The sequence below is a fragment of the Sabulibacter ruber genome (assembly GCF_017355955.1).
GTDB lineage: Bacteria > Bacteroidota > Bacteroidia > Cytophagales > Hymenobacteraceae > Nibribacter > Nibribacter ruber_A.
The window spans coordinates 265545-288777 of record NZ_JAFFID010000002.1; the positions used below are offsets into that span (position 1 = coordinate 265545).

Genomic DNA, 23233 nt, shown 5'->3' on the forward strand with positions numbered 1-23233 from the left:
GAACTGGTAAACAGATAGTGCCAATCCTTGAACCTGGAGGTGTACAAAGCGGGTGTTTTGAGCCTTTTTCTTAGAAAACAGCTCTAAAATAGGACAAACCTCAGCTAAAAAGCAGAAGTTGGGCTAAAATTTCTGCCTTTTACTGCGGTGAAGAAAATAATTTGTTGTACTTTCAAGATTGGGAAAGCGAGCCTCTGTCATGAAAGTATTCACCACACAGCCTTTTCAGATCATATATTCACTCTTTGAGCATGAATATCTGGGTTATCTGTTTGAGTCTTACGTGGTGCAGGTCAATTCCAAGAAGCAACTCACCCTCCAGCACCAGAACATCTCCAGCAAGAACGCCGATGAATTTGCCGCCCGTTTAGAGGAAACGGATTTTGAGCTCATTGAACTCACAGACCAGATCCAGCAGGATGCGGTGTTCAAGAAATTCGCGGTAAAGAAAACCACCCTCGCCGATTTCTTCTTCAAAACCTATGATCCCGCTAAAGGCGATAAGCTGTTGCAGGAGAACATTGAGCATTACATCCATAGCCGTATGGCTCGCATTCTGGAGCTGCTGAACGGCAAGATGGTGTTTGTGATGGGCAAAGACGGCGAGCCTACCTGGAAAAGCCTGAGCATGGCCACCGAGAAGGCCACCGTGCTGTTCCATTTCCGCCGTAACGACGACAACACGCATTATTTCCCCACCATCAAGTACAAAGGCGAGAAGCTGGACTTCCAGTACAAAGACGCCGTGCTGGTCTGCAAAGAGCCCGCCTGGCTGCTCCTGAACGACTGCCTGTACAGCTTTGAGAAACAGGTAGACGGCAAAAAGCTGCAGCCGTTCCTGAACAAGAAGTTCATAGTGGTGCCCCGCAACGTGGAGGAAAGCTATTACCGCAAGTTTGTGGCCCCGCTGGTAGAGCAGTTTGATGTGTACGCCAAGGGCTTCGATATAAAAACCGAACGCTACGTGCCAGAGCCGCAACTCCAGTTCTCTGAATTGGCCGTGGCGGAGCCTTCTCCGGCTTTGTTTGCCACCGCCGGTGATGACGAGGAGGAAGAGGAGATCAGGAATCCGTCTGAGGGCGACAAGATCGTTTTCCAGCTGAATTTCAGATACGGAAGCTATACCGTGGGCACGCAGGAATCTAAGCGAATCAGCGTAAGCGTGGAGAAAACCCCTGATTCCTACATATTCCATCGCCTGCACCGTGACTTGAGCCAGGAGGCCCAGTTCCTGCGGGAGCTTTCCAGCCGCGGCCTGGACATCCGAAACGGCAAGGCTGTCATGGACAAACCTAAGGCGTTTTGGTGGCTGAACAGCCATGCCAAGACCCTGGAAGAACTAGGTTTTACCCTGAAGCAGAGCCAGTCTGAGAAGAACTACTTCATAGGCGAAACCTCGGTGAACGTGGGCATTAATGAGACCAATGACTGGTTTGATATCTACGGTACCGTTCGGTTTGGGCCCTATGAGGTTCCGTTTATCAAGCTCAGGAACCATATTCTCACCAAGCGCCGCGAGTACAAGCTACCCAACGGCCAGATTGCCATCATCCCTGAGGAGTGGTTTACCCAATACCTGGAGCTGTTTGCCTTCTCTGAGGGCGAAGACGAGCTGAAGCTGCGCAAGCACCACCTGTCTCTGGTAAGCGATCTGCAGAACGGTAACCTAGCCCACGTGACCATGAGCCGCAAACTGGAGAAACTGCGCGAGTTTGAAGTGGTGGAAGACAAACCATTGCCAGCCGGTTTTAAAGGCGAGCTGCGTCCGTACCAAAAGGCGGGTTATAACTGGCTGCATTTTGTGCAGGAATACCACTTTGGTGGCTGCCTCGCCGATGACATGGGTCTGGGAAAAACCGTGCAGACGCTGGCCATGCTGCAGCACCGCAAAGAGAACGGCGCCCAGAGTGCTTCCTTGCTGGTGATGCCCACTTCTTTGATCTACAACTGGCTCGCAGAGGCTCAGAAATTCACCCCGCAGCTGCGTATTCTTACCTACACCGGCACGTACCGCAACAAGAGCGTCTCGCAGTTCAAGCATTACGATCTTATTCTCACGTCTTACGGCATTGTGCGCCTGGACCACGAGATTCTGCAGAAGTACATGTTTGACTACATCATTTTAGATGAGAGTCAGGCTATCAAGAATCCTAACTCCAACACGTCTATCAGCATCCGGGATCTGAAATCCAAGCACCGCCTGATTCTCACGGGTACGCCCGTGGAGAACAGCACGCTGGATCTGTGGAGCCAGATGTCGTTCATCAATCCGGGGCTGCTGGGTACGCAGAATTTCTTTAAGAAGGAATTTCTGCGCCCTATTGAGAAGCTGAAAGACGAGCAGAAAACCCGTCGTTTGCACGCGCTCATCAAGCCGTTCATTCTGCGTAGGCACAAGAGCCAGGTAGCCAAAGAACTGCCCGAGAAGATTGAGCACGTTGCCTACTGCAAGATGACGGAGGAGCAGGAGCATGCCTACGAGGAAACCAAGTCTTACTACCGCAACAAGATCCTGAAGAACATTGAGGAGCAAGGCACCGCCAAGTCTCAGTTCATGCTCTTGCAGGGTTTGATGAAACTGCGGCAGATTGCCAACCACCCCCGCATGGCCGATCCGGAGTCCACCGCCGAATCTGGCAAACTGGGCGAAGTGATGCGTTTAACCCGCAACGTGGTCAGCGAGGGGCACAAAGTGCTTATCTTCAGCCAGTTCGTAAAGCACCTGGATATCGTGCGGGCTTCGTTGGACGAGCGCAAGATCAAATACGCTTACCTGGACGGCTCCACCAAAGACCGTCAGGCCCAGGTAGCCAACTTCCAGAACGACCCCAAGTTACCGGTCTTCCTTATCTCCCTGAAAGCCGGGGGCGTAGGTCTCAACCTCACCGCCGCCGACTACGTGTTCATCCTGGACCCTTGGTGGAATCCCGCCGTGGAAGCCCAGGCCGTTGACCGTGCGCACCGGATTGGCCAGCAGAACACCGTCTTCACCTACAAGTTCATCACCAAAAACAGCGTAGAAGAGAAAATCCTGGCCCTGCAGGACAAGAAACTGCAAATGGTCTCAGACCTCATCTCCACCGATGAAGCCGTCATCAAACGCCTCACCAAAGAAGACATTGAGAACTTATTGAGCTAAGCGTTTAAGGGCTGGTTTTAGTGAAAGTAGACCTTAAAGTGGCTGTATGTTCATAAGTAAAACTAGATACTACCTTATATAACGATTAGAATTACACTATATACTGTATTTATGTAAATTCAATTATATACTGAAGTATAAATATTATAACTTACTTTAACATATTTTTTTACTACAAACTAAATAAACTATGCTCAATCTAAAAGATATTATTGAACATTCTAATAATAGATTTCAACAGGAAATTGACAAAGCCAAGAATACCAAGAACATAGATATAGCTAGAATAGAAAGAAGGAAAAATGAAACCTACTTTACACGATTAGGTCGTGCAACTTTAGGAATAACAAATACAGTAACTTTAACAGATAAAACTTTAGCATTATCAGTAGCATTCCCAGAAATACTTTTCTCTAAAATGTACGCTTTAGGTTGGAGTTCGTCTAGGAAATTGCATGAAGACGTTAATCATCCAGAGCTTTTATATAAATATTTTAGTTCGTTTAGTGATAATTATAAGTTTATTGATTTATTCAATCTAAATACTAAGATAAATGACAACATTTATAGTTCCTTATTATTATGCCATGGCCTTTCACCAACTTCAGATACAATTCTGTTACTTGCCGATATAGGTAGAACTTTGAGGATGTCATATTCAGTTGGAATAAAAAAGATAAGTGTTTTACTAGCGGATGTTACATGGGTCAAGTATAATCGATCTATTAATCAGCTATTCACCCCTAAGGAGTTCTTAAACCAGTTAAGAATATGCCTAGATAAAAGAAAAAGAATATATCGAACATTAAATTTAGAGTATAAAACTTTTGGAATATCGGATCATAACCCAGACAAAAGCAATTTAAACAAAACAGAAATAACTCAACACGCTAAGAGCTTTAGGGATTTAGCTGAATTAATATGGGGGAAAAAATCCTTAGAGCCTCAGAAGGAAGAAATATTAAGGATTATAGGCAAACCTTTAGATCAAATACCTAAAAAGGACTTACATTTACTACCTCCCTATATTTCAAAATTAATTGAATTAAAAGAAAGAGAAGTAGCAATAGGAATAGAGGAGAAGCTACAATCTGAATTTAAGATACTAAGAACCCTTTCTGAACTATTTAGTTCTTTCGACGAAGAAGTATTCTTATATTACTTTGCCCAATATTATGCACAAAGGCATTATAATAATTTCTTAAAAATAGCTCCACTTTCAGAAGAAAAATTTGATCAACCTTTTTTAAAGTATGCAGAAGATTTTGACAAAATAGCAAACAACAAAATTGTAACCTCTACTAATAAAGAAACTGGTTATATATATTGCCCACAATATACGCTTGGTGATTTCCAATTGTTACCTTATACTTCTATTTCAAGCGATGTAATAAAAAAAGCAACATTAGAAGAATTTAAAAGTAAGACAATTTTACTAGATGATTCATATGACAACAAAATTGATAAAATAATTGGCGTAATAACTACTACAGAAATACAGCATAGAAATAGACTTACTTCCGACATCTTATCTTTTGTTCATTTCTTGATACAAAACATTGACGAGAATTTAAAGAATTCCTTATATTTAGAGATAGAGTCCCTTTCTGAAGATATATATACTCAGATAGTTTCTAATACTGACACTCCCAATGATTACACTATAATATTCTCAGATTGGCTAAAAGCAATATCAAATAGTGAATCTGTAATTCCGTTTCATATTTTACCATATTTATGGGAAGAAGATGATTGGACAAAAGAAAGGATTATAAAAGTTTCAAAGCTAATAATTAAAGTTCTAGAAATAGTAAATGAAATTTGTGAGTAATTTATTCCTATTAACAAAAACAATTAGTTTTGACTTTAATAACACGCTTACTCGTTGTAATATATATAAACGGATAATAATTAATAAGCTAACCGAAAGCCATATGTAATTGTGAACTTTATTGCATTTACATTTTAGAGCTAAAATAGGAATCGCCCGCTGATGGCTATGCACCAGCGGGCGATTCTGCTTTCGCTCTACAAAGAGCTTATGAATTCAATTTAGCGTAAGGAAATTTCTTAGAGGCTTTGCGCATGATGGTAGTGATGATGGTGTTGGTATCACTGCCTAAGCCTCTTGACAGGCTCTTCTCATATTTCCAGAGCAACTCCCCCGAAGTACCATCATAGATATTGATAGCGGTTTTACCAGAGTTGGTAGCGCCGTAGAAGCCTACCACCAAGCCCAAGGCCAAAGAAGCGCCGTCAGACATTGGTTTATCGGTGCTGAAGGTACCGGTGATTACGCCATCCACGCCTAAAACCTTGGACAACTCGGCGGGAGTGAAGCTCTTGATGTTCTCGGCGGTGATGTTGTTTTTCATCAGCATGGCATTGGTAGTGGCCGCATCCTGGAAAGAAACCGTGAAATCGTCTTTGCTGCTCACTTTCAGGAAATAGGTCTGCAAGGCACTCTGCACGGCCAAGCCCTCGTTTTTCTCCATTTCCTTGATGCGCTCCGGCGTCAGGTTTTTCTGCTGGTTAGGACGCAGGCCAATAGTAGCCTCAAACGGCAGGATGGCTAAGGTTTTGTGGCTTTTCGCCAGGGTGGCAAATGCCGGATTAGTGTAGATTTCCCTTGTTTGGGCAGAAGCTCCAAAGCTCAGCAGCAGAGCAAAAAGGGCGAGGAAGATTGAAGTACGTTTCATAGAAGAGGTTTTTAAAAATGAAGAAGTTGATAGGTTGAACAAAGTCTGGGACTGTGAAAATAAAAAATTATATCAATTAAGTACTATATAGGAAAGAAAAATACTTAACATAGTATTCATCTCAGCGGAGAGTCTGGTGGTTGTCTTAACTGGGGCTATTCAAGCCTCGTTCAGCAAGAGCCAATCGGATAAACAAGGCTTGGCAGAAGGCTGCCCTAGCTGTTTTGCCGGGCTTCTACCTTAAGCTTGGTATAGGGGATCTTCTTGGTGGCTTTGCGGGTGATAGCCCGTACAATGTTGTGCGTATCACTGCCCAAGCCTCTGGAAAGCATCTTTTCATAGCTCCACAGCAAGGTTCCCGAGGCGCCATCATAGATTTTGATAGCCGCATTGCCCGAGTTGGTAGGTCCGCCACCGCTTACGTAAGGGGTATACAGAAAATTGTAGATGGTAAGGGCCGCCGCCACCGCATTGGACAATGGCTTCTGGGTAGTTAGGGAACCTACCATAACAGCATCCACGCCCAACATCTGCGCCAACTCCGCCGGCGGTATAGCCTGCAGTTCCTCGGGCTGAATATCGCGCTCTTTCAGGATAGAATTGGTTACGTTTACATCCTGCACGGCTACTTTCTCCTCGTTCCGGTTTACCTTGTTCAGGAAGTGGACTTGAAGAGCGCTCTGGATAGCCCTGCCATGTTTCAGTTCCAGGTCATACAACTGCTCAGGCGTTAACTGGCGCATTTGGTTAGGCCGTAACCCCACCTGCACATCAAAAGGCAAAATGGCAATAGTCTTATGTTGCTTGGCCGCCGCCGGAAAAGCGCGGCTGGTGTAAATATTTCTAGATTGGTTACAGCTGCCCAACCCCAACAGTGCCGTAGCTACTAACAGCAGGAACGCTCGTCTCATTTTTGATCTGATTTTCTTATTTGGCGCACAAACCTTCTCAGGTTATGGCATCTTAAGATAACTTTATCACGGGGAACAGGTTAATCACCAAACCATCTTCGCCTGCATGAGACTCCATCTTCAGATACCCGTGGCCCAGAATTACCAGGCCGTTTTGGAAGGTTTTACAGTAGACCTGTTTAGGTCCCTTTCACCCCCATTCCCCAAGCTAAAAATTTTACGTTTCGAGGGAAGTTTCCCCGGCGACAGGGTAGAGGTGGAGCTGCAGGCCGGTCCCATCCGGCGCCGCTGGACCAGCCTCATCACCGAACGGCAGGTCACCGACCATGAGGCCTGGTTTGTAGACGAAGGCCAGGAACTGCCCGCGCCCTTAACCTTCTGGCGACACAAGCACCTCATCACGCGGGAAGACCACCACAGCGTCATCCATGAACTGATTGAATACCGCACCGGCTCGGTGGTGTTGGATGCGTTGCTGTACCCGGTCATGTACGCGCAGTTTGCCGCCCGAGGGCCCGTGTACCGCAGGATCTTCGGGAAAGTGCGGTAGTGTTTTGGGGCTGTTTTCTATAAAATAGGTTTGAAACAGAGGCAACATCGACTCCCTTCCAAAACTTTTACACGTGGAACAAGTTCTATCCAGATAAAAGCAGAAACTACGTAGATTGGCAACATGGCAAAAGCGATCATCATTGGAGCAGGCATTGGCGGCATAGCGGCAGCCATCAGGTTAGCGGTGAAAGGCTACACTGTGACAGTGCTGGAAGCCAATGCCTCGTTCGGGGGGAAGATGACGCAGTTCACGCTGCCCGGCGGTTACCGCTTTGATGCCGGCCCCTCCTTATTTACCTTGCCGCACCTGGTGGACGAGCTTTTCTCTTTGGCCGGCCGAAACCCCAAAGACTACTTCCGGTACCAGCGCCTGCCCATTGTGACGCAGTATTTCTGGCCAGATGGTACCCGCCTCACTGCCCACGCCTCCTCAGAGGACTTCGCCCAGGAGGTGGAAACCAAGTTGGGCATCCCCAAAGTGCAACTGAAAAAACACCTGCAGAAGGTAGCCCGCCTGTACCACGCCACCGCCAATACGTTCCTGCACAAATCGCTGCACAAGCTGGACACCTATATCAGTGCCGATGTGCTGAAAACCTTGCCTGCTTTACCAGAACTCGGCCTCACCACCACCATGCACGCCGCCAACGCCAAGGCGTTCTCAGACCCGCGCTTGGTGCAGTTGCTGGACCGCTACGCCACCTACAATGGCTCAGACCCGTACCAAGCCCCCGGCACCCTGAACCTGATTCCGCACCTGGAATTCAACATAGGGGCCTTTTACCCCGAGGGTGGCATCTACGCCATCGCGGAGAGTCTGGTGAAGCTAGGGGAGGAGCTAGGCGTGGAATTCCGGTACCAGGAGCCCGTGCAGGAAATCATTACCCAGGGAAACCGCGCCACCGGCGTACGCACCAGCCAGGGAGTTTATGAAGCCGATCTGGTAGTGAGCAACATGGACGTGGTGCCCACTTACCGGAAGTTGCTGCCTAGCCAACCGGCCCCGGAGAGAACCCTGCAGCAACCGCGCAGCAGTTCGGCGCTGATCTATTACTGGGGCATTTCCCGCTCATTCCCGGAGCTGGACCTGCACAACATCTTCTTCAGCCAGGACTATAAAGCAGAGTTTGAGCACATCTTCAAGAAAGGCACCGTAACTGAGGACCCCACCGTGTATGTGAACATCACGTCTAAGTACACGCCTTCAGACGCGCCCACCGACCACGAGAACTGGTTTGTAATGGTGAACGTACCCCACAATGCCGGTCAGGACTGGAAGAAGCTGATTCAGCAAACCCGCCAGAGCGTGCTCCGGAAAGTAAGCCAGGCCCTGGGGGTGGAGATAGGACCCTTGATCTCCGCGGAACGCGTCTGGGACCCTAAAGGTATTGAAGCAGATACGTCTTCCTTTGCCGGCGCTTTGTACGGTAGCTCCTCCAACAACCGGATGGCGGCATTTCTGCGGCATCCTAATTTTTCAAGTAAACTCAAGGGCCTGTATTTTGTGGGAGGCAGCGTGCATCCCGGCGGAGGTATTCCGTTGTGTTTGCTCTCGGCTAAGATTGCCACTGATTTGGCTCCTGTTGTCTCTTCTCCCGCTACTACATGATTGCTCCGCTTACTATAGTATCTGCTGTGTATCGTTCTTGCTTCACGTGTACGTTTATCTAACCTTATTTCTTTAACCTAACACTTCTGTGGGTTTTCTGGTGTAATTGCTGTTCTTTGCAGGGCCTTAGATGGTCATTTAAACCATTCATACCTGTTATAGATCAGCCCTCTTGAGAATGCCGCACGCATCTACCATCCGCCAAGCCTTGCCTACTGTGGCTCCGTTTGGGCTGTTCATGGGGTTGCTCACGTGGTATGTGCGGGATAACGGCTTCTTCTGGGACAGCATTTTACTGGCCTCTAAGTACGGCCAATGGTACTACCAAACCGGCTTCTCTACGTTGTTTGTCCCCCCTGCGCTGGCAGGCTATCCGCCCTTGTTTGGGATGTATTTAGCCGCGGGGTGGCATCTGTTTGGCAAAACAGTACAGGCAAGCCATTTCCTGATGCTGCCTTTCATGTTGGGCATTGTCTGGCAAGTGTACGTTTTAGCGAAACAGTATCTTTCTCCCAGATGGGTTTACCTGGGCATGTTACTCATCTTCCTTGATCCGACTCTGCTGGCCCAGGCCGCTCAGGTGGCCTCAGACCTGGTGCTGCTGTTTCTGTATTTGCTTTGCGCAAATGCCATTCTACAGAAACGACCGCTGCTTTTAAGCGTAGCGTTGGTGTTCATGGCTCTCCATACCCCCAGAAGTCAAATCCTGGTAGTGGCCGTGTTTTTGACCCATTTTCTGCTAAACTGGCCCGAAAACAGGAAATCTCCGCTTCTGGGGGTAGCAAGAGCACTACTGCCGTATCTGCCCGCCGGAATTGCTTTAGGTACCTGGCTTATGCTGCACTACCAGCATTTCGGGTGGATTGGGTATTCCCGCAGTTCAGATTGGGGCGCTTACTCTGCTTTTGTCAGCCCAAAAGGATTTTTGCGCAACCTGGCGCTTATTGCCTGGCGCTTGCTGGATTACGGCCACGTAGCCTTATGGCTGACCAGCACACTTCTGCTTTGGCTGTTCAGAAAGAATCTTTCCCCACACACCAGAGATTTACTGTTTCTACTGCTGGTGCCGCTGTTCACTCTTTCTTCGGTGCTGGTTTGGTTCACCAATCCCATCGGGCACCGGTACTGGCTGGTGGTCTATGTATTTTTAGGGCTGCTAACGGTACATCTCCTGCAACACATCACGTTACGGCAGGGACGTTTAGCGGTGTTCCTGGTGTTGTGCGCAAGCCTGGTAAGTGGGCATTTCTGGCTGTACCCAGAGAAAATAGCCAAAGGATGGGATGCTACCCTGGGCCATTTGCCGTACTTCAAGCTTAGAACGCACATGCTGGTTTACCTGGACCGGCAGCAGATAGCGTGGGAACAGGTGGGCAGTGATTTCCCTAACCTGGCCTCCCCGGCAGAGACAGACCTGACCCAGGACCACCGTAAGTTTCAACCGAAAGACCTGGCCACCCAATCTTACATTTTCTACTCCAACGTGTTCAACGGTTTCACAGACCAGGAACTGGAGGCACTGCGAAAAGACTGGATTGTGCGGCATGAACTGAGAGAAGGGCAGGTACTCATGCGCCTTTACCAAAAGAAGGCAGCGTCTCCCTGAGAGAACCATTGTTTTGGGCCTGTATTCCAGAAATCGGCTCAAAAACGGTTCTTGATTCTGCTCTGCTTAACTCTAGCTAGTGAGCAGCGGCAACACAGAAGGATCACTTAAAAAGCATTTTCATCTATAAGGCCGATGCGGAACCGGAGAACTTTTTCCTTACCTTTTCGCTTTCTTCTTCACTGGCGCATTCACTTCATCTGCGGAAAGTACTGATGGCCTCGTCTCAAGAAAGTACTAACTTTGCTTGCTCTTAAAGAAAGCTGCGCCTAAACATCTGATTTAAACCTGAACCTCAACCGTATCAATGACTTTTAAGCAAACCGTTCTACAGGAATTGCTCACCCTTATCAGACATGAAGGTCTATCACATCTAAATGAACAGGAAGTTATCACCCGGGTAGATATTTCCTCCGCCACGTTCAGAGAGTTCTTCAATGGCATGGATGACCTGGTTACCCAGGTAGTGGAATTTGACCTGGAGAGCCGTAAGCAAGAGCATGAGCGATTGTTTGCGAACGAGCCCAGCCCCTTGCACCGCCTCCTTCTGATTGTGCAGGTAGCGCTGGAGAGTCTGCGCATGACGCAGCCCACCGTTCTGATGGAGATACAGGAAAAATACCCCAACGCCTGGCGTTTGTATTGGAACCACTCCAATGAGTATACCACTTACCTGCTACACGATCTTCTGAATGACGGGGTCTTGCAGAAAGAATTACGCCGTGACCTGAACATTCAGTTGGTGACCAAGATCATGATTGAACAGCTTTCCATGATTGTGAACCCCATGGTGTTCCCGCCAGACCGGTACAACATTGCCGAGGTGTTCAGAAGCGTTTTCCTGTACTATATCAGAGGAATCTGCACAGAAGACGGCATGAAGAAAGCAGAAGACTTCTTCGCTGGTTTGAAATAGTTTTCACTAAAACGCATAAAAAAAGAGCGCCTGCCAATCTACTTGGCAGGCGCTCTTTTTTTGCAGCAAACCCAAAGGTTAGCTAATAGAGATGCGTACTTTCTGGGTGAATTCACGCAGGGCGGTTTTGAAATCTGAACCGTTGTCTTGCATGTGGTTCAGGATCCAGATGGCGCCAAATACGTGCGTCAGTTTCTCACCCTCGTCTGCGCCTTCAATCTCAAAGGCAGGCGTTTCTTCGTTGATCAGTTGCTCTTCGGCTTCGCGCAGGCTCTCAATGGTCTGCGTCTCCACCAGTTTCTTGATAGCGGGTATTTTCATGGAAATTACTCTTGAACTTTTTTAACCAGGCCTAACACGAAATCTTCTTTGCTGGTAGCAGCACCTTCTACCAACTCACCGTTCTTGAACACGGCAAAGAAAGGCAGGTTGGTTACGCCGGCCAGTTTACGGGCCTCGGGGCTGGTTTCAGCATTCACGTCTACGAAGGCCACGTTGGCAAACTCCTCGTTGGCAGCCATGCGCTTGAACTTAGGGGAGAACAGACGGCAGTTACCGCACCAGTCAGCATAGTATTTCACCACTACGCGCTCGTTGTTTTGGAGCACGTCCTGAAAATCTGTATCAGTAGCTTGAATAATAGCCATAGTATTTAAATTTAATGTAGGTACACTAATTAACTTTGATTACGCAAAGTAAACGGTTTTTGCCTTAATTTCCTGAGACCAAGACGAAAACAGCCCAAATCAGGTTATGGTTTCTGAGCGGTGGAATCTGGCTTTTTCCCGAACAAACCTCCCCGGCCGCGCCTGGAGGGCTTGGTTTTAAGTGTAATCTGCTCAATCACCTTGGGCCGGGGAAAGGAAATAAGCCACGCTCCGCGAAGTTGCCCCTCCTCAAAACCATCGGGCTTACCCAGCGCCGAAGGCACTCTTAACTGCTCCAGGGTACGGGCACTGAAGTCCAGCAGGCTGGGTTCATCGCAGCTGGCGCAGTTGCGGCGTCTTATCAGAAGGGGTTTCTGGTACTCAAAGGTTTGCTGGGCAACGTTGAGCTTCACCTGCGTTTTGGGGCTCTTTTGATTAAAGGAGCCGGTTTCTGACGCAAAGTACTGTTGGGCCTCTGCCGGCGAGCCGAAGGTTTTCCGCTCCAGGGTGGCGTTGTATCGTTTCAGGATGCTGCTTACGGTTGGCAACTTATCAGGCTCGGCCACAAACAGGGCTTGCTCCTTGGGCTGACTCTCGGCAAGTTGCAGAAAAGCCCCTTCCACCAAGCCAACAATAGTATCGCCGGCCAAAAGGGACTGCTTTTCCATGTCTTCCTGGGTAATGCGCTTTACTTTGTGGCGCTCGGCTTCCACGGCCATCTCTTTTCCGCGCTCCAGTTTCTCAGGCTCACAGGCTGTACTGAACAGCCCGAGGAAGAGCAGAAAGAGGTATAAATTGTTTCTGATCATGAGGTTAAATCATCCCCAAAGACACCCCTGTGCTTTTGGTATAACAAAGATGGGGCATGGGTTGGTTATACACAACGCAAAAGCCCAGGCTGAGGGTTTATTCTAATTGTTCAACTTTAGGGCAAGAAAAATGGGCATCGTTGTTTTTTGATCTTTTTCCAAGAATCAGCCCCAAAACCCAGGCAAAAGAAAAGCCCGCTGCCAAGGCAACGGGCTTTCTATAGAAGAACAAGCAAATTGCTTATTTGTTCTGCAACACTACCGGTTCGCCTAAGCCTAACTCTTTGAGGCCGGCTAACTGGGTTTTAGCGTCACCCACTACCACGTAGACCATTTTGTTAGGGTCAATGTAGTTGCTGATGAGGCTCTTGGCTTGCGCGTAGCTCAGGCTTTGGATGGCTTGCTCATCGCGCTTCAGGTAATCAGTAGGCAGGTTGTAGGTATTAATGGTTTCCAGCAGGCCAACCAAGCTGCCCAAAGTCTCATAGCCTAAAGCAGTCTGGCGCAACAGGGCTCCTTTAGAGGTAGCCAGGTCTTGCTCAGTGTAGCTGGTGCCGTAGGTTTTCAGGATTTCGTCAATGGTCTGCAAAGACTCTTTGGTCACGTTAGTACGCACACTAGACGAGGCCACAAACGTACCCGGCGCCGTTGGCCTACGGGAGAAGTTTGAGTACGCGCCGTAAGTATAGCCTTTCTGCAGACGCAAAACATTGAACAGAGTAGAGGCAGAACCGGCTCCCAGTTTGTGGTTGATGGCCTGCATCACCGGATACTCGGCAGAACCTACTGGCACCGCCAGATACCCCAGGTAAATCACCGATTGTTTGGCGTCTGGCTGGTCAATGAAGTACAGGCGGGCCGATGGCTTGGCAGCTGCCGTTACCGGCGAAGGCAAGGCAACGTTTTTAGGGGCCCACTTCTGTTCTAAGCTAGTCAGGGCTTTGGTCACATCAGCTTGCTTCACGTTACCGGCTACCTGGAAACTGGCCACACTAGGCGAGAAGTTCTTCTGGTAGTAGTCTTTCAGGTCTTGCAGCGTAATGCCCTCTACGGTTTGCAACGTACCGGCAGTAGGGTAGGCGAAGCGGCTGTTCTCACCGTATAATACTTTGTTGAACGCCAGAGAAGCAATAGCCGATGGGTTGGCCTGCATCTGCTTGATCTGGCTGATGGCCGCCTGCTTCACTTTCGCGAACTCGGCTTCATCCCAACGTGGTTCCAATAAGATTTCCTCCACCAGTTTCATCACCTGCGGAAAGTTGCGGGACAAGGTGTTGCCCGAGATGGTGATGTTCTCCGAAGAAGAGGTCACGTTGATGAATGCTCCCAATTGCCCGATAGCTTCCTCCAACTGTTGTGGCGTTTTGTTCTTGGTGCCCTCCATGAGCATGGCATCTACCAGAGAAGCTGTCCCAATTTTGGTGGGCTCATCCAGCTGCATGCCGCCTTTGATCTGGATGCTGAACTGCACCAGCGGCAACTCGTTCTGCTCAATACCAGAGACTTTCATGCCGTTCTTGAGCTGCGAAGTCCAGATGGCGGGAGCGGTGAACTTGAAGTTGTTGCTCAGCTCCGGCATCTTGCTGCGGTCAATCTTGGAAGGCGTTTTAGGGAAGGAGGTAGGCTCCTGACCGGTGTTATTGCCTTCGGCCCCGGCTACTACTTTCTCTTCCACCACATCGGCTTTCACAGCACCTTTCACGGCCAGTTCTTCCTGTCCTTTCGGCACGAAGCTGGTCATCACGTACGGTTTGCCTTTGATGTACTTGCGGTACACGTTCATGATGTCCTGCGCGGTCACGGCCTGGGTCATGGCAATGTCTTTCTTGGCAAAGCCCGGATCACCGGCAAACTCATTGTATTGCGCTAGTTGGAACGCTTTGTTCAGGAGGCTGGAGATGCCGTTGTACAGTGCGGTTTCCTGCTTAATCTTGATGCGCTCCAGCTCTTTCTCGTTCACGCCTTCTTTCTCAAACTTGTCAAAGGCGGCGAAAACGGCGGCTTGCACATCGTCCAGGTCTTTTTTATCGAAGGCGCGCACCCGAACTCTGAAGGTACCGGCAATTTCACTGGATTGGTTAGAGGCAGAGGCGCCCGGCGCCAGTTTACGGTCTTCTACAATGATTTTTTCAAACGGAGAATTCTTGCCGTCAGACAGCAAGCTGCCCAGCATGTCTAAGGCATACGAGTCTTTGTGGTACTGCTCCACTGTGGGAAACACCATGGTTAACTCCGGCAGATTGGCAAAGTTATCCACGTGGAAAAGTGACTTGGTAGCCGTCAGTTTCGCGGGCATGGCAGGAAGTTTCCTGGGCTCTGGTTTTGCTTTTAGTTCCCCAAAATACTTCTCAATCAGCTTCTTGGCTTCAGGCGTTTCAAAATCACCAGTCAACACTAAGGTAGCGTTGCTGGCACCGTACCACTGGTTGTAGAACTCCTTCACATCGGCTAAGGTGGCGTTCTGCAGGTCTTCCAGAGAACCGATTACGTCCCAGCTGTACGGGTGCCCGGCTGGGTAGAGGTTCTTCAGAATCACGTAATTGGTGTGGCCGTAAGGCTGGTTATCCACACTCTGGCGCTTCTCGTTTTTCACTACCTGCTTTTCGTTTTCCAGGCCCCACTCGCTTACGGTATTCACAAAGAAGCCCATGCGGTCAGACTCCAGCCAGAGCACACGCTCCAGAGCATCTTTAGGCACCACCTCATAGTACACGGTTCCGTCCTCAAACGTACCGCCGTTGAAGTTACCGCCTACCTGGTTAATGGCTTTGATGAAATTGCCCTTGCCCACGTTCTCTGAGTTCTGAAACAACATGTGCTCAAAGAAGTGCGCAAAGCCTGTGCGGCCCGGTTTCTCCCGGTTAGAACCCACGTGGTACATGATAGCCACGGCTACTTTAGGGTCTGATTTGTCCTGGTGCAACACCACATCCAGGCCATTCGCCAGTTTATATTTCTCGTACTTCAGCTCGAACTGCGAAGCCGCTGAGGCGGTAGGTTTGGCGGCGGCTTTCTTGGTGGTCTGCGCCATGGCTGGTTGCCCTGAGCTCAAGACCATTCCGCTCATCAAGACAGAAAGACAAACGGTCTTCAGGTTGTTATTCATATAAAGGGTAGGTTAGTTACAAGGTTTGGATAGCCCAATCTGTATTTGTAGAATAGTTAGTAGACGAAGATGCATTTTTATTACAGAATGCGCTTCTTTTTAGAACGCTGCCTGTGTGGTTTGCCTTGCGGGAACAATAGAATAATTAACTCGGCAGTTTATTAGCAAAACTCTATATTAGCAACCGCTATCTCTGCCTCAGGCAATTCTGCAGGGGCAGGTAGCCGATTCCAGCTTAATTTCATAAAAAGCGGCTGAAAACGAGTTTTTTCCGGAAAATAGTTGTTGGGGCAATGAAAAAGCAAAAATTTCTGAGCCAGTAAGCGCTCTTGCCTTTACGTAACACCTTCATGAAGAATAGAAAGCTGATCTTATTCCTTTTCTGTTTAGGAACTCTATTAGCCTGGACAGCCCTATGCCTCACGTACTTCACCACCGGCCGCATTGAATGGCTACGGTTAGTGACTTTCCTGGCCTCGGGCATCTTAGCGTACATTGTGTACAGACGTAAATGAAAAAACACCTTATCCTTTTGCTGTTGTGGGCAGTGGTTGGCGTGAGTGCCCGGGCACAGAAGCCAGCCACGGTCACCATCCCTAAAAACAAGTACGGCCTGCAGGTGGTCTCTTCCACCGCTTTGTACCAGCAACTGGTAGAGCAGAACCCAGACCAGGAACTGGTGGAACTAGCCACTTACATTCCGGGGCTGGTGCTGGACATCAAATACGCCACCCCAGACAACCTGGTGAAGGAGCCGGTGTATACCATGGCCACCGCCTACGCCCGCAAACCCGTAGCCGATGCCCTGAAGAAAATCCAGGAAGAGTTAAAACCGCTGGGGCTGGGCCTCAAAATCTATGACGGTTACCGCCCATACCACGTCACGGAGCTTTTCTTCAAAAAAGTAAAAAAGAAGGCCTACGTAGCCAATCCTAAAAACGGCTCCCGCCATAACCGCGGCTGCGCCATGGACCTGACTCTCATCACACTCAAAGACGGAAAGGAACTGGAAATGCCCACGCCGTACGATGCCACGGTGAAACAGTCGCACCCAGATTATCCGCACGTTTCTGAGCAGGTGAAGAAGAACAGGGCGCTACTTATCAACACCATGCAACGGCACGGTTTTACTGTTTTCCACAATGAATGGTGGCACTATGATTTCAACGAGTGGCCCAAGTACCCACTGATGGATATTCGGTTTGAGGACCTGAAAGCGATGAAAAACTAAGCACCTCGTCTTGTTTTTAGCCTGTTTTTAGAAAAACGAACCAAAAATCAGCTTCAATTAGGAAATTTCTTGCAGGAAAAGGCGATTGGGTGTTATTTGCTGCTTCAGATCTATAACCCTTTCCTCCACCTATGAGAAAACCTCTCCTCCTGAGGCAGGCCGCTGTGCTGGCGGTTTTGCTAGCCCTTCTTATATGCACTGCTCAAGCCCAGCCCTCACCTAAAAGGGAGTTCCGCGGCGTCTGGATTGCCTCCGTAGCCAACATTGACTGGCCCAGCAGACAGGGTCTTTCGCCGGTTACCCAAATGGAAGAATTCCGGTACATTCTGGATGAGCACCAGAAAACCGGCATCAACGCGGTGGTAGTACAGGTGCGCCCCACCACCGATGCCCTGTACCGCAGTGGCAAAGAACTGTGGTCGCATTGGCTATCGGGTAAGCAGGGCCAGGCACCTAATCCGCCGTATGATCCGCTGGCCTTCCAGATAGAGGAGTCGCATAAAAGAGGCATGGAGTTCCACGCGTGGTTTAACCCGTACCGCGCCACTCATGACACCATCAGTGCCAACATTGCCAAAGACCATATTACCAAAACCCGGCCCGAGTGGTTCATCACCTACGGCGGCAAGAAATATTTCAAGCCCGGCTTGCCCGAGGTACGGCAATACATCATTGACGTGATTATGGACGTGGTGCGCCGCTATGACATTGACGCCGTCCACTTTGATGACTATTTCTACCCGTACCCCACCAAAGACCCGTACCCAGACGACGAGGATTTTGCCAAATACGGTGCCGGTTTCGCCAGCAAAGCCGATTGGCGCCGCCACAACGTAGACGAGGTGATCAGAGTCCTCTCGGAAAATATCAAGAAAGAGAAACCGTATGTGAAGTTCGGGATTAGTCCGTTTGGCATCTGGCGGAACCAATCGCAGGACCCGCGCGGCTCAGACACCAAGGGCGGCATCAACAACTACGATGATTTGTACTCAGACGTGCGCGGCTGGCTGGAGAAAGGCTGGATTGACTACAACGTGCCGCAGATCTACTTCCATATTGGCTACCCCGTTGCCGATTATGCCAAGATCCTGGATTGGTGGACCAAAAACAGCTTCGGGAAGCACACTTATATTGGCGTGGGAACTTACAAAGTGAATGCGGAACCTCGGTTCAAGGAATGGTCAGACCCGCGGGAAAGCGGCAGACAACTGCGCCTGGCCCGGGCTACGGCAAACTCCCACGGGCAAGTGTATTTCAGCTCCAAATCAGTGATGGCGAATCCGCTGGGCGTGCAGGACAGCCTTCGGCAAAACTACTACCGCAACCCGGCCCTGTTGCCTACCATGCCGTGGCTGGACAGCATTCCGCCGTTGGCCCCTACAGACCTGAAAGTACAGAACACAGTAGAAGGCGTATCGCTCCGTTGGACCGCACCGGAGAAAGCCTCAGACGGAAACACGACCCGGTATTACGTCATTTACCGCGTGCCGCAGGGATACCTCATTAACCAGGACAACCCGGCGCATATGCTGGCTATACATAACGGCGGTACTGCTTACGTAGACAAATCGGCGAAGCCCGGCGAACGCTACACCTATGCCGTTACCGCCGTAGACCGATTGCACAATGAAAGCAGCCTGTCTGACAAAGTAGGAGGGAGGCGGAAGAAATAACCTGCTGAACTAAGCGTTTTAAGGCTGGTTTGCGTAAAACAAGCCCGAAACGGGCGGCGTGATCGTCGCCCGTTTTTTATGAATAATTGCGTAGTTTTGAGCCATCTAAAGTATAAACCATATTCTAACAGACATGAGCGTACGCATAGAGAAAGACACCATGGGCCCGGTTGAGGTGCCCGCCGAAAAATACTGGGGTGCCCAAACCCAACGTTCCAAAGAAAACTTTACCATTGGCGGGCAGTTGATGCCTACCGAAGTGATTGACGCTTTCGCAATCCTGAAGAAAGCCGCCGCCTACACCAACGCCGAATTAGGCGTACTTTCCCAGGATAAAGCGGAAATCATTGGCCACGTGTGCGATGAGATCCTGGCCGGCGAATTAGCCGATCAGTTCCCGCTGGTGGTGTGGCAGACCGGTTCTGGTACCCAAAGCAACATGAACGTGAACGAGGTGGTCGCCAACCGCGCGCACGTATTGCTGGGTGGCGACCTGATGGATGAGAAAAAGAAAATCCACCCGAACGATGACGTGAACAAATCACAGTCGTCTAACGATACCTTCCCGACGGCTATGCACATTGCGGCTTACAAGATTGTAGCCCAGCATACGCTGCCTATGGTTCAGAAACTGCGCGATACCCTGCACAGCAAATCACAGCAGTTCATGGACGTGGTGAAGATTGGCCGTACGCACCTGATGGATGCCACTCCGCTGACCTTGGGCCAGGAGCTGTCTGGTTACGTGTCACAGCTGGACCACGGCATGCGAGCCCTGCGTAACACCTTAGATCACCTGAGCGAACTTGCCCTGGGTGGCTCGGCGGTAGGAACTGGTTTGAACACGCCCCAAGGCTATGCCGAACTGGTAGCCCAGAAAATAGCTGAATTCTCCGGTCTTCCACTGAGAACCGCCGAGAACAAGTTTGAGTCCCTGGCCGCGCATGATGCTATTGTGGAAACCCACGGTGCCCTGAAGCAACTGGCCGTGAGCCTTATGAAGATTGCCAACGATATCCGTCTGCTGGCCTCTGGTCCGCGTTCCGGCATCGGGGAAATCATCATCCCAGAAAACGAGCCCGGTTCTTCTATCATGCCCGGTAAAGTAAACCCAACCCAGGCCGAGGCCATGACCATGGTGTGCGCTCAGGTAATGGGGAACGATGTAGCGGTATCAGTTGGCGGCATGAACGGTCACTTTGAGCTGAACGTGTTCAAGCCGGTGATGATCTTCAACCTGCTCATGAGCGCCCGCCTCATTGGAGACGCCTGCGATTCTTTTGACAAGCACTGCGCCGTAGGCATTGAGCCGAACCACGAGGTGATCAAACGCCAATTAGAGAACTCCCTGATGCTGGTAACAGCCCTGAACCCGCACGTAGGCTATGACAACGCCGCTAAAATCGCGAAGAAAGCCCACAAAGAAGGCACTACCCTGCGCCAGGCAGCCCTTGACTTAGGTTTGTTAACCGACGAGCAGTTCACCGACTGGGTACGTCCGGAGGACATGATCGGAAGCCTGAAGAAATAATACTCCGTTTTCGGCCTAATTTGTCTGAAACATGCTTAAAACAGAAAAGCCTTTCTGCTGATGCGGAAGGGCTTTTCTGTTTATTAGAATGAAACCTTGAATGCAAAAAAGAAGGAGCCCTACCTAAGGCTCCTCCTTTAACATTAACACTAAGAAAAAGTATTATCTCTCTCTCCAGTAATCCATGTGGGTTGACTTTCCCGGGCTAGAGTAAGTTCCACGTAAGAAGTGGGTGTATACTCTACCAAGCGCCAAGGTGGAAATAGAAGAAGTAGCGGTTGAAGGATAAGACAGATATTTTACCTCATTGGCTGTTTTATAGGTTCCAGCCTTGTAGTAGTCAATTCTGTAGTTCCCCATGGGTACTTCCACGTAAGGGCTAAACTCTTTAAATCCAATGTTTTGAGCAATGACAATTTCAACTTTGTCTCTTGCCGGAGTAGATCCTGAAGCAGCATTAGCCAGACGAGTGGCCACTACGTCAAAATTGTATGGAGCGCCGGCAAGCGTGTTCATGAATCTAAAATAGATTTTGTCAAAGGCAGGAGCCGGTAGGGCATCACGGGAAACTATAAGCTCATAATTAGCTTGTGTTACAACTTGACCACAAGTTGTAGCAGTAGTACCCATAACCGCAGGAGTACCCACTAAGATAGCGGAGTAGTTACTTCCTTCATCCAGTGTCACAGCTTTGTCTATAATTGTTCTGTAGGGAGATGCTAGATCTTTCCAGGTAAGAACTTTACAACTTGCCGCCGGATCATAAGAGGCCGCCTCTCTGGTAGCCGTATCCCTAACAGCCATGGTAAATGACCCGGAAGGAACAGAGGCGTATCCGTAGGTTGATGGGTACGTTGCCCCAAAGGCTAAGCCTCTTAGAGCACCGGTAGCAGTTGCCGTAGCAGTAGTTACCTTCTGATCATTCAGATAAAAGTTAACCATAGGTGAGCCTTCCACGTGGTTGTAGAATTTAACCTGGGCACCAGAGGTTACATAGGTTGTTCTCTCTGGGATGGCGTTTTCTTCACAGGCTCCCAATGCAAAGCCGATTGCCAGAAAGGCCGCTATTCTATTGAATATTTTCTTCATGTGTCTCTATTGATTATTCAGGCTTTGTAAACCACATCTCATACGTCTGGTAGGCTGGATCTAATCCACCAATCTGGCGAAGAGCTTCCACGTTCCAAACATACTCAGAGTTGTATCTTGGCCGAACTCTGTAAGCTGGGCCACCATTTGCGAAAGCACGTGTAGGATTGGCTTCAGTAGGTAATAGGTACTGAGTGAACACTCTCTTAACCGGATCTGTAGAAGTACCTGTTTCATAGGTATTGTTTGCCACCTTACCGTTTTCAAAAGTAGCAGTATAATGGTATCTTCTAAGATCAGACCACTGCTCAATAAAGCCCCAACCCCACTGTGCAATGTACTTTTGCAACATAATGTGCTGAAGGGTAAGCTGAGCAGGATCAGTTGGCATCATGACTGTGCTCGCCAGGTATTTCGCTCTTCTGGCATCAAAAGTGGTAGCTTCAGCAGCAGGAGTAAACGTTTTTACAAAGTCCATGTGTTTCTCAACACCGTTCTTATAAGCTGTCAATGCAGCAGTATTTCCTACATAATTATTTCTGATGAATTCTGCTTCAGCCTTGATAAACTGTAACTGGGAATAAGTCATCAGTGGGAAACTAGTTGCATTCTGGAACAGATATTTTCCGGTGGCGGAAGTGTTAGTAACATCTGAAGTTGTTCCCCACAGGTTCAATGGACGCTGGTTTGCATCTGTGTAAGTAGCCGTTAATCCATTATATCCTAAACCTCTGTACTGGCCATCTGGCGCAGGAGCCAACATTACCGGTAAACGAGGATCTTTCAAGTGCTGACCAGCAAAAGCAGTTACTGGGTCCTGCCCCACAAGGGTTGGGTCAGTTAACTTGGCGTTAGTACCATCTAATAAGCTGACAATGAAATCTGATTGACGAAGGCTCAAAGTAGAATTTGTCAAGTTCCCTCTCATTGGTCCAAAGAAGTTAGCATCTGTAGATACTGCTCCGGTAAAACGAACCATGGCATTGTCTGCGTTTCCTGCAAACGATTTATCTACATACTCAATGACCTTTGCCGGATCATAAGTTGACTTATTAGACAGGTGGTGCGCATTGATGGCAAGTAGTCCATATACAAACTTCTCCCATTTAGCTACATCACCAGCGTACATAAGGTCAGTTTCTGCTAAGCGAGAGTTTGCATGCGGCTCAGCTTTGGCTTTCGCAAAGTACTGCAAGGACAACTCTGACAAACGCTTTACTTCTGCATACACCACATCTTGCTTGTCGTAATCAAATGCCGCGCGGCTTGGATCAAAAGCCTGAGTCATGATAATCTCACCATGGTAGTCAGTGGTGATTTGCCAGTTGAACGCTTGAATGGCATACCCCACACCAACAATATCCCATTTCTTCTGTTCCTCAGCCTTTGCGATCATGTCGCGTAAGTTAACTCCGCTTGTATAGTAGGTAGACCTCCAGATTTGGCCTCCATTGTCACTTGCTGTGTTATATCCGTGTATATCCCAAGCATAACCGGCAGTGGTGGAATGCCAGTTATTCACATACATGCCTAAGTAACGAGCATCAAACTGGATACCCAAAGCTACTTCTGACATGATAGGAGCCAGATACAGATGAGGGTCTACTACCTGATCTGGACCATTTGGGTTAGTGTTTACATCTAACCAATTCTCGCAACTAGTAGAACCAAATAAACTAGCTGCTATAAGAGAAGCACAAATTAATTTTCTCATT

General features: G+C 48.9%; 18 protein-coding genes. 10 read left to right on the forward strand and 8 right to left on the reverse strand.

What is annotated here, in order from left to right; genetic code table 11:
* Positions 1-199 precede the first annotated feature (199 nt).
* Both JT719_RS12500 and JT719_RS12505 read left to right on the forward strand, forming a co-directional pair.
* Entirely contained in the window at positions 200-3139 is a 2940-nt protein-coding gene (locus tag JT719_RS12500; RefSeq protein ID WP_207433678.1) for a DEAD/DEAH box helicase, read from the forward strand.
* Between the two features lie 190 nt (positions 3140-3329).
* Entirely contained in the window at positions 3330-4970 is a 1641-nt protein-coding gene (locus JT719_RS12505; RefSeq protein WP_207433679.1) for a hypothetical protein, read from the forward strand.
* A 208-nt stretch (positions 4971-5178) separates the two neighbouring features.
* Here the strand turns inward: JT719_RS12505 and JT719_RS12510 are convergent, their stop codons facing one another.
* Positions 5179-5838: a hypothetical protein gene (locus JT719_RS12510; protein ID WP_207433680.1), complete on the reverse strand. Its 660-nt coding sequence runs from the start codon at positions 5836-5838 to the stop codon at positions 5179-5181.
* A 215-nt stretch (positions 5839-6053) separates the two neighbouring features.
* Positions 6054-6749: a hypothetical protein gene (locus JT719_RS12515; RefSeq protein WP_207433681.1), complete on the reverse strand. Its 696-nt coding sequence runs from the start codon at positions 6747-6749 to the stop codon at positions 6054-6056.
* A gap of 106 nt (positions 6750-6855) precedes the next feature.
* Between JT719_RS12515 and JT719_RS12520 the strand changes: the two genes are divergently transcribed.
* The 4 genes from JT719_RS12520 to JT719_RS12535 all read left to right on the forward strand — a co-directional run bounded on the left by JT719_RS12520 (position 6856) and on the right by JT719_RS12535 (position 11432).
* A complete protein-coding gene (locus tag JT719_RS12520) occupies positions 6856-7299 on the forward strand; it encodes an SRPBCC family protein (RefSeq protein ID WP_207433682.1) in 444 nt (147 codons plus the stop codon).
* 123 nt (positions 7300-7422) lie between these two features.
* Positions 7423-8910: a 1-hydroxycarotenoid 3,4-desaturase CrtD gene (gene crtD, locus JT719_RS12525; protein ID WP_207433683.1), complete on the forward strand. Its 1488-nt coding sequence runs from the start codon at positions 7423-7425 to the stop codon at positions 8908-8910.
* Positions 8911-9088: 178 nt separating this feature from the next.
* Complete coding sequence (locus JT719_RS12530; RefSeq protein ID WP_207433684.1) at positions 9089-10516, forward strand: hypothetical protein; 1428 nt, start codon at positions 9089-9091, stop codon at positions 10514-10516.
* 307 nt (positions 10517-10823) lie between these two features.
* Positions 10824-11432, forward strand: coding sequence for a TetR/AcrR family transcriptional regulator (locus tag JT719_RS12535; RefSeq protein ID WP_207433685.1), 609 nt, complete (start codon positions 10824-10826; stop codon positions 11430-11432).
* A 78-nt stretch (positions 11433-11510) separates the two neighbouring features.
* Here the strand turns inward: JT719_RS12535 and JT719_RS12540 are convergent, their stop codons facing one another.
* The 4 genes from JT719_RS12540 to JT719_RS12555 form a co-directional block, all read right to left on the reverse strand.
* Positions 11511-11753, reverse strand: coding sequence for a DUF6952 family protein (locus JT719_RS12540; RefSeq protein ID WP_207433686.1), 243 nt, complete (start codon positions 11751-11753; stop codon positions 11511-11513).
* Positions 11754-11758: 5 nt separating this feature from the next.
* Positions 11759-12079, reverse strand: a complete 321-nt coding sequence (locus tag JT719_RS12545) for a thioredoxin family protein (RefSeq protein WP_207433687.1) — start codon at positions 12077-12079, stop codon at positions 11759-11761.
* A 104-nt stretch (positions 12080-12183) separates the two neighbouring features.
* Positions 12184-12888 (reverse strand): hypothetical protein, encoded by a 705-nt coding sequence (locus JT719_RS12550; RefSeq protein ID WP_207433688.1) that lies wholly within the window; start codon positions 12886-12888, stop codon positions 12184-12186.
* A gap of 241 nt (positions 12889-13129) precedes the next feature.
* Positions 13130-15994, reverse strand: a complete 2865-nt coding sequence (locus tag JT719_RS12555) for a M16 family metallopeptidase (RefSeq protein ID WP_242693232.1) — start codon at positions 15992-15994, stop codon at positions 13130-13132.
* A 350-nt stretch (positions 15995-16344) separates the two neighbouring features.
* On the opposite strand from JT719_RS12555, the gene JT719_RS12560 reads away from it, so the two are divergent.
* The 4 genes from JT719_RS12560 (at position 16345) to fumC (ending at position 20429) form a co-directional block, all read left to right on the forward strand.
* A complete protein-coding gene (locus tag JT719_RS12560; RefSeq protein WP_207433689.1) occupies positions 16345-16509 on the forward strand; it encodes a hypothetical protein in 165 nt (54 codons plus the stop codon).
* Positions 16506-17225 (forward strand): M15 family metallopeptidase, encoded by a 720-nt coding sequence (locus JT719_RS12565; RefSeq protein WP_207433690.1) that lies wholly within the window; start codon positions 16506-16508, stop codon positions 17223-17225. The genes JT719_RS12560 and JT719_RS12565 overlap by 4 nt, the downstream gene beginning before the upstream one ends.
* 131 nt (positions 17226-17356) lie before the next feature.
* Positions 17357-18898 carry a glycoside hydrolase family 10-like protein gene (locus JT719_RS12570; protein WP_207433691.1) on the forward strand — a complete coding sequence of 514 codons (1542 nt, stop codon included), beginning with the start codon at positions 17357-17359 and terminating at the stop codon, positions 18896-18898.
* A 133-nt stretch (positions 18899-19031) separates the two neighbouring features.
* Positions 19032-20429 carry a class II fumarate hydratase gene (gene fumC / locus JT719_RS12575; protein ID WP_207433692.1) on the forward strand — a complete coding sequence of 466 codons (1398 nt, stop codon included), beginning with the start codon at positions 19032-19034 and terminating at the stop codon, positions 20427-20429.
* Positions 20430-20591: 162 nt separating this feature from the next.
* Here the strand turns inward: fumC and JT719_RS12580 are convergent, their stop codons facing one another.
* Positions 20592-21518 carry a DUF4397 domain-containing protein gene (locus JT719_RS12580; protein ID WP_207433693.1) on the reverse strand — a complete coding sequence of 309 codons (927 nt, stop codon included), beginning with the start codon at positions 21516-21518 and terminating at the stop codon, positions 20592-20594.
* A gap of 13 nt (positions 21519-21531) precedes the next feature.
* Entirely contained in the window at positions 21532-23232 is a 1701-nt protein-coding gene (locus JT719_RS12585) for a SusD/RagB family nutrient-binding outer membrane lipoprotein (protein ID WP_207433694.1), read from the reverse strand.
* Position 23233 lies beyond the last annotated feature (1 nt).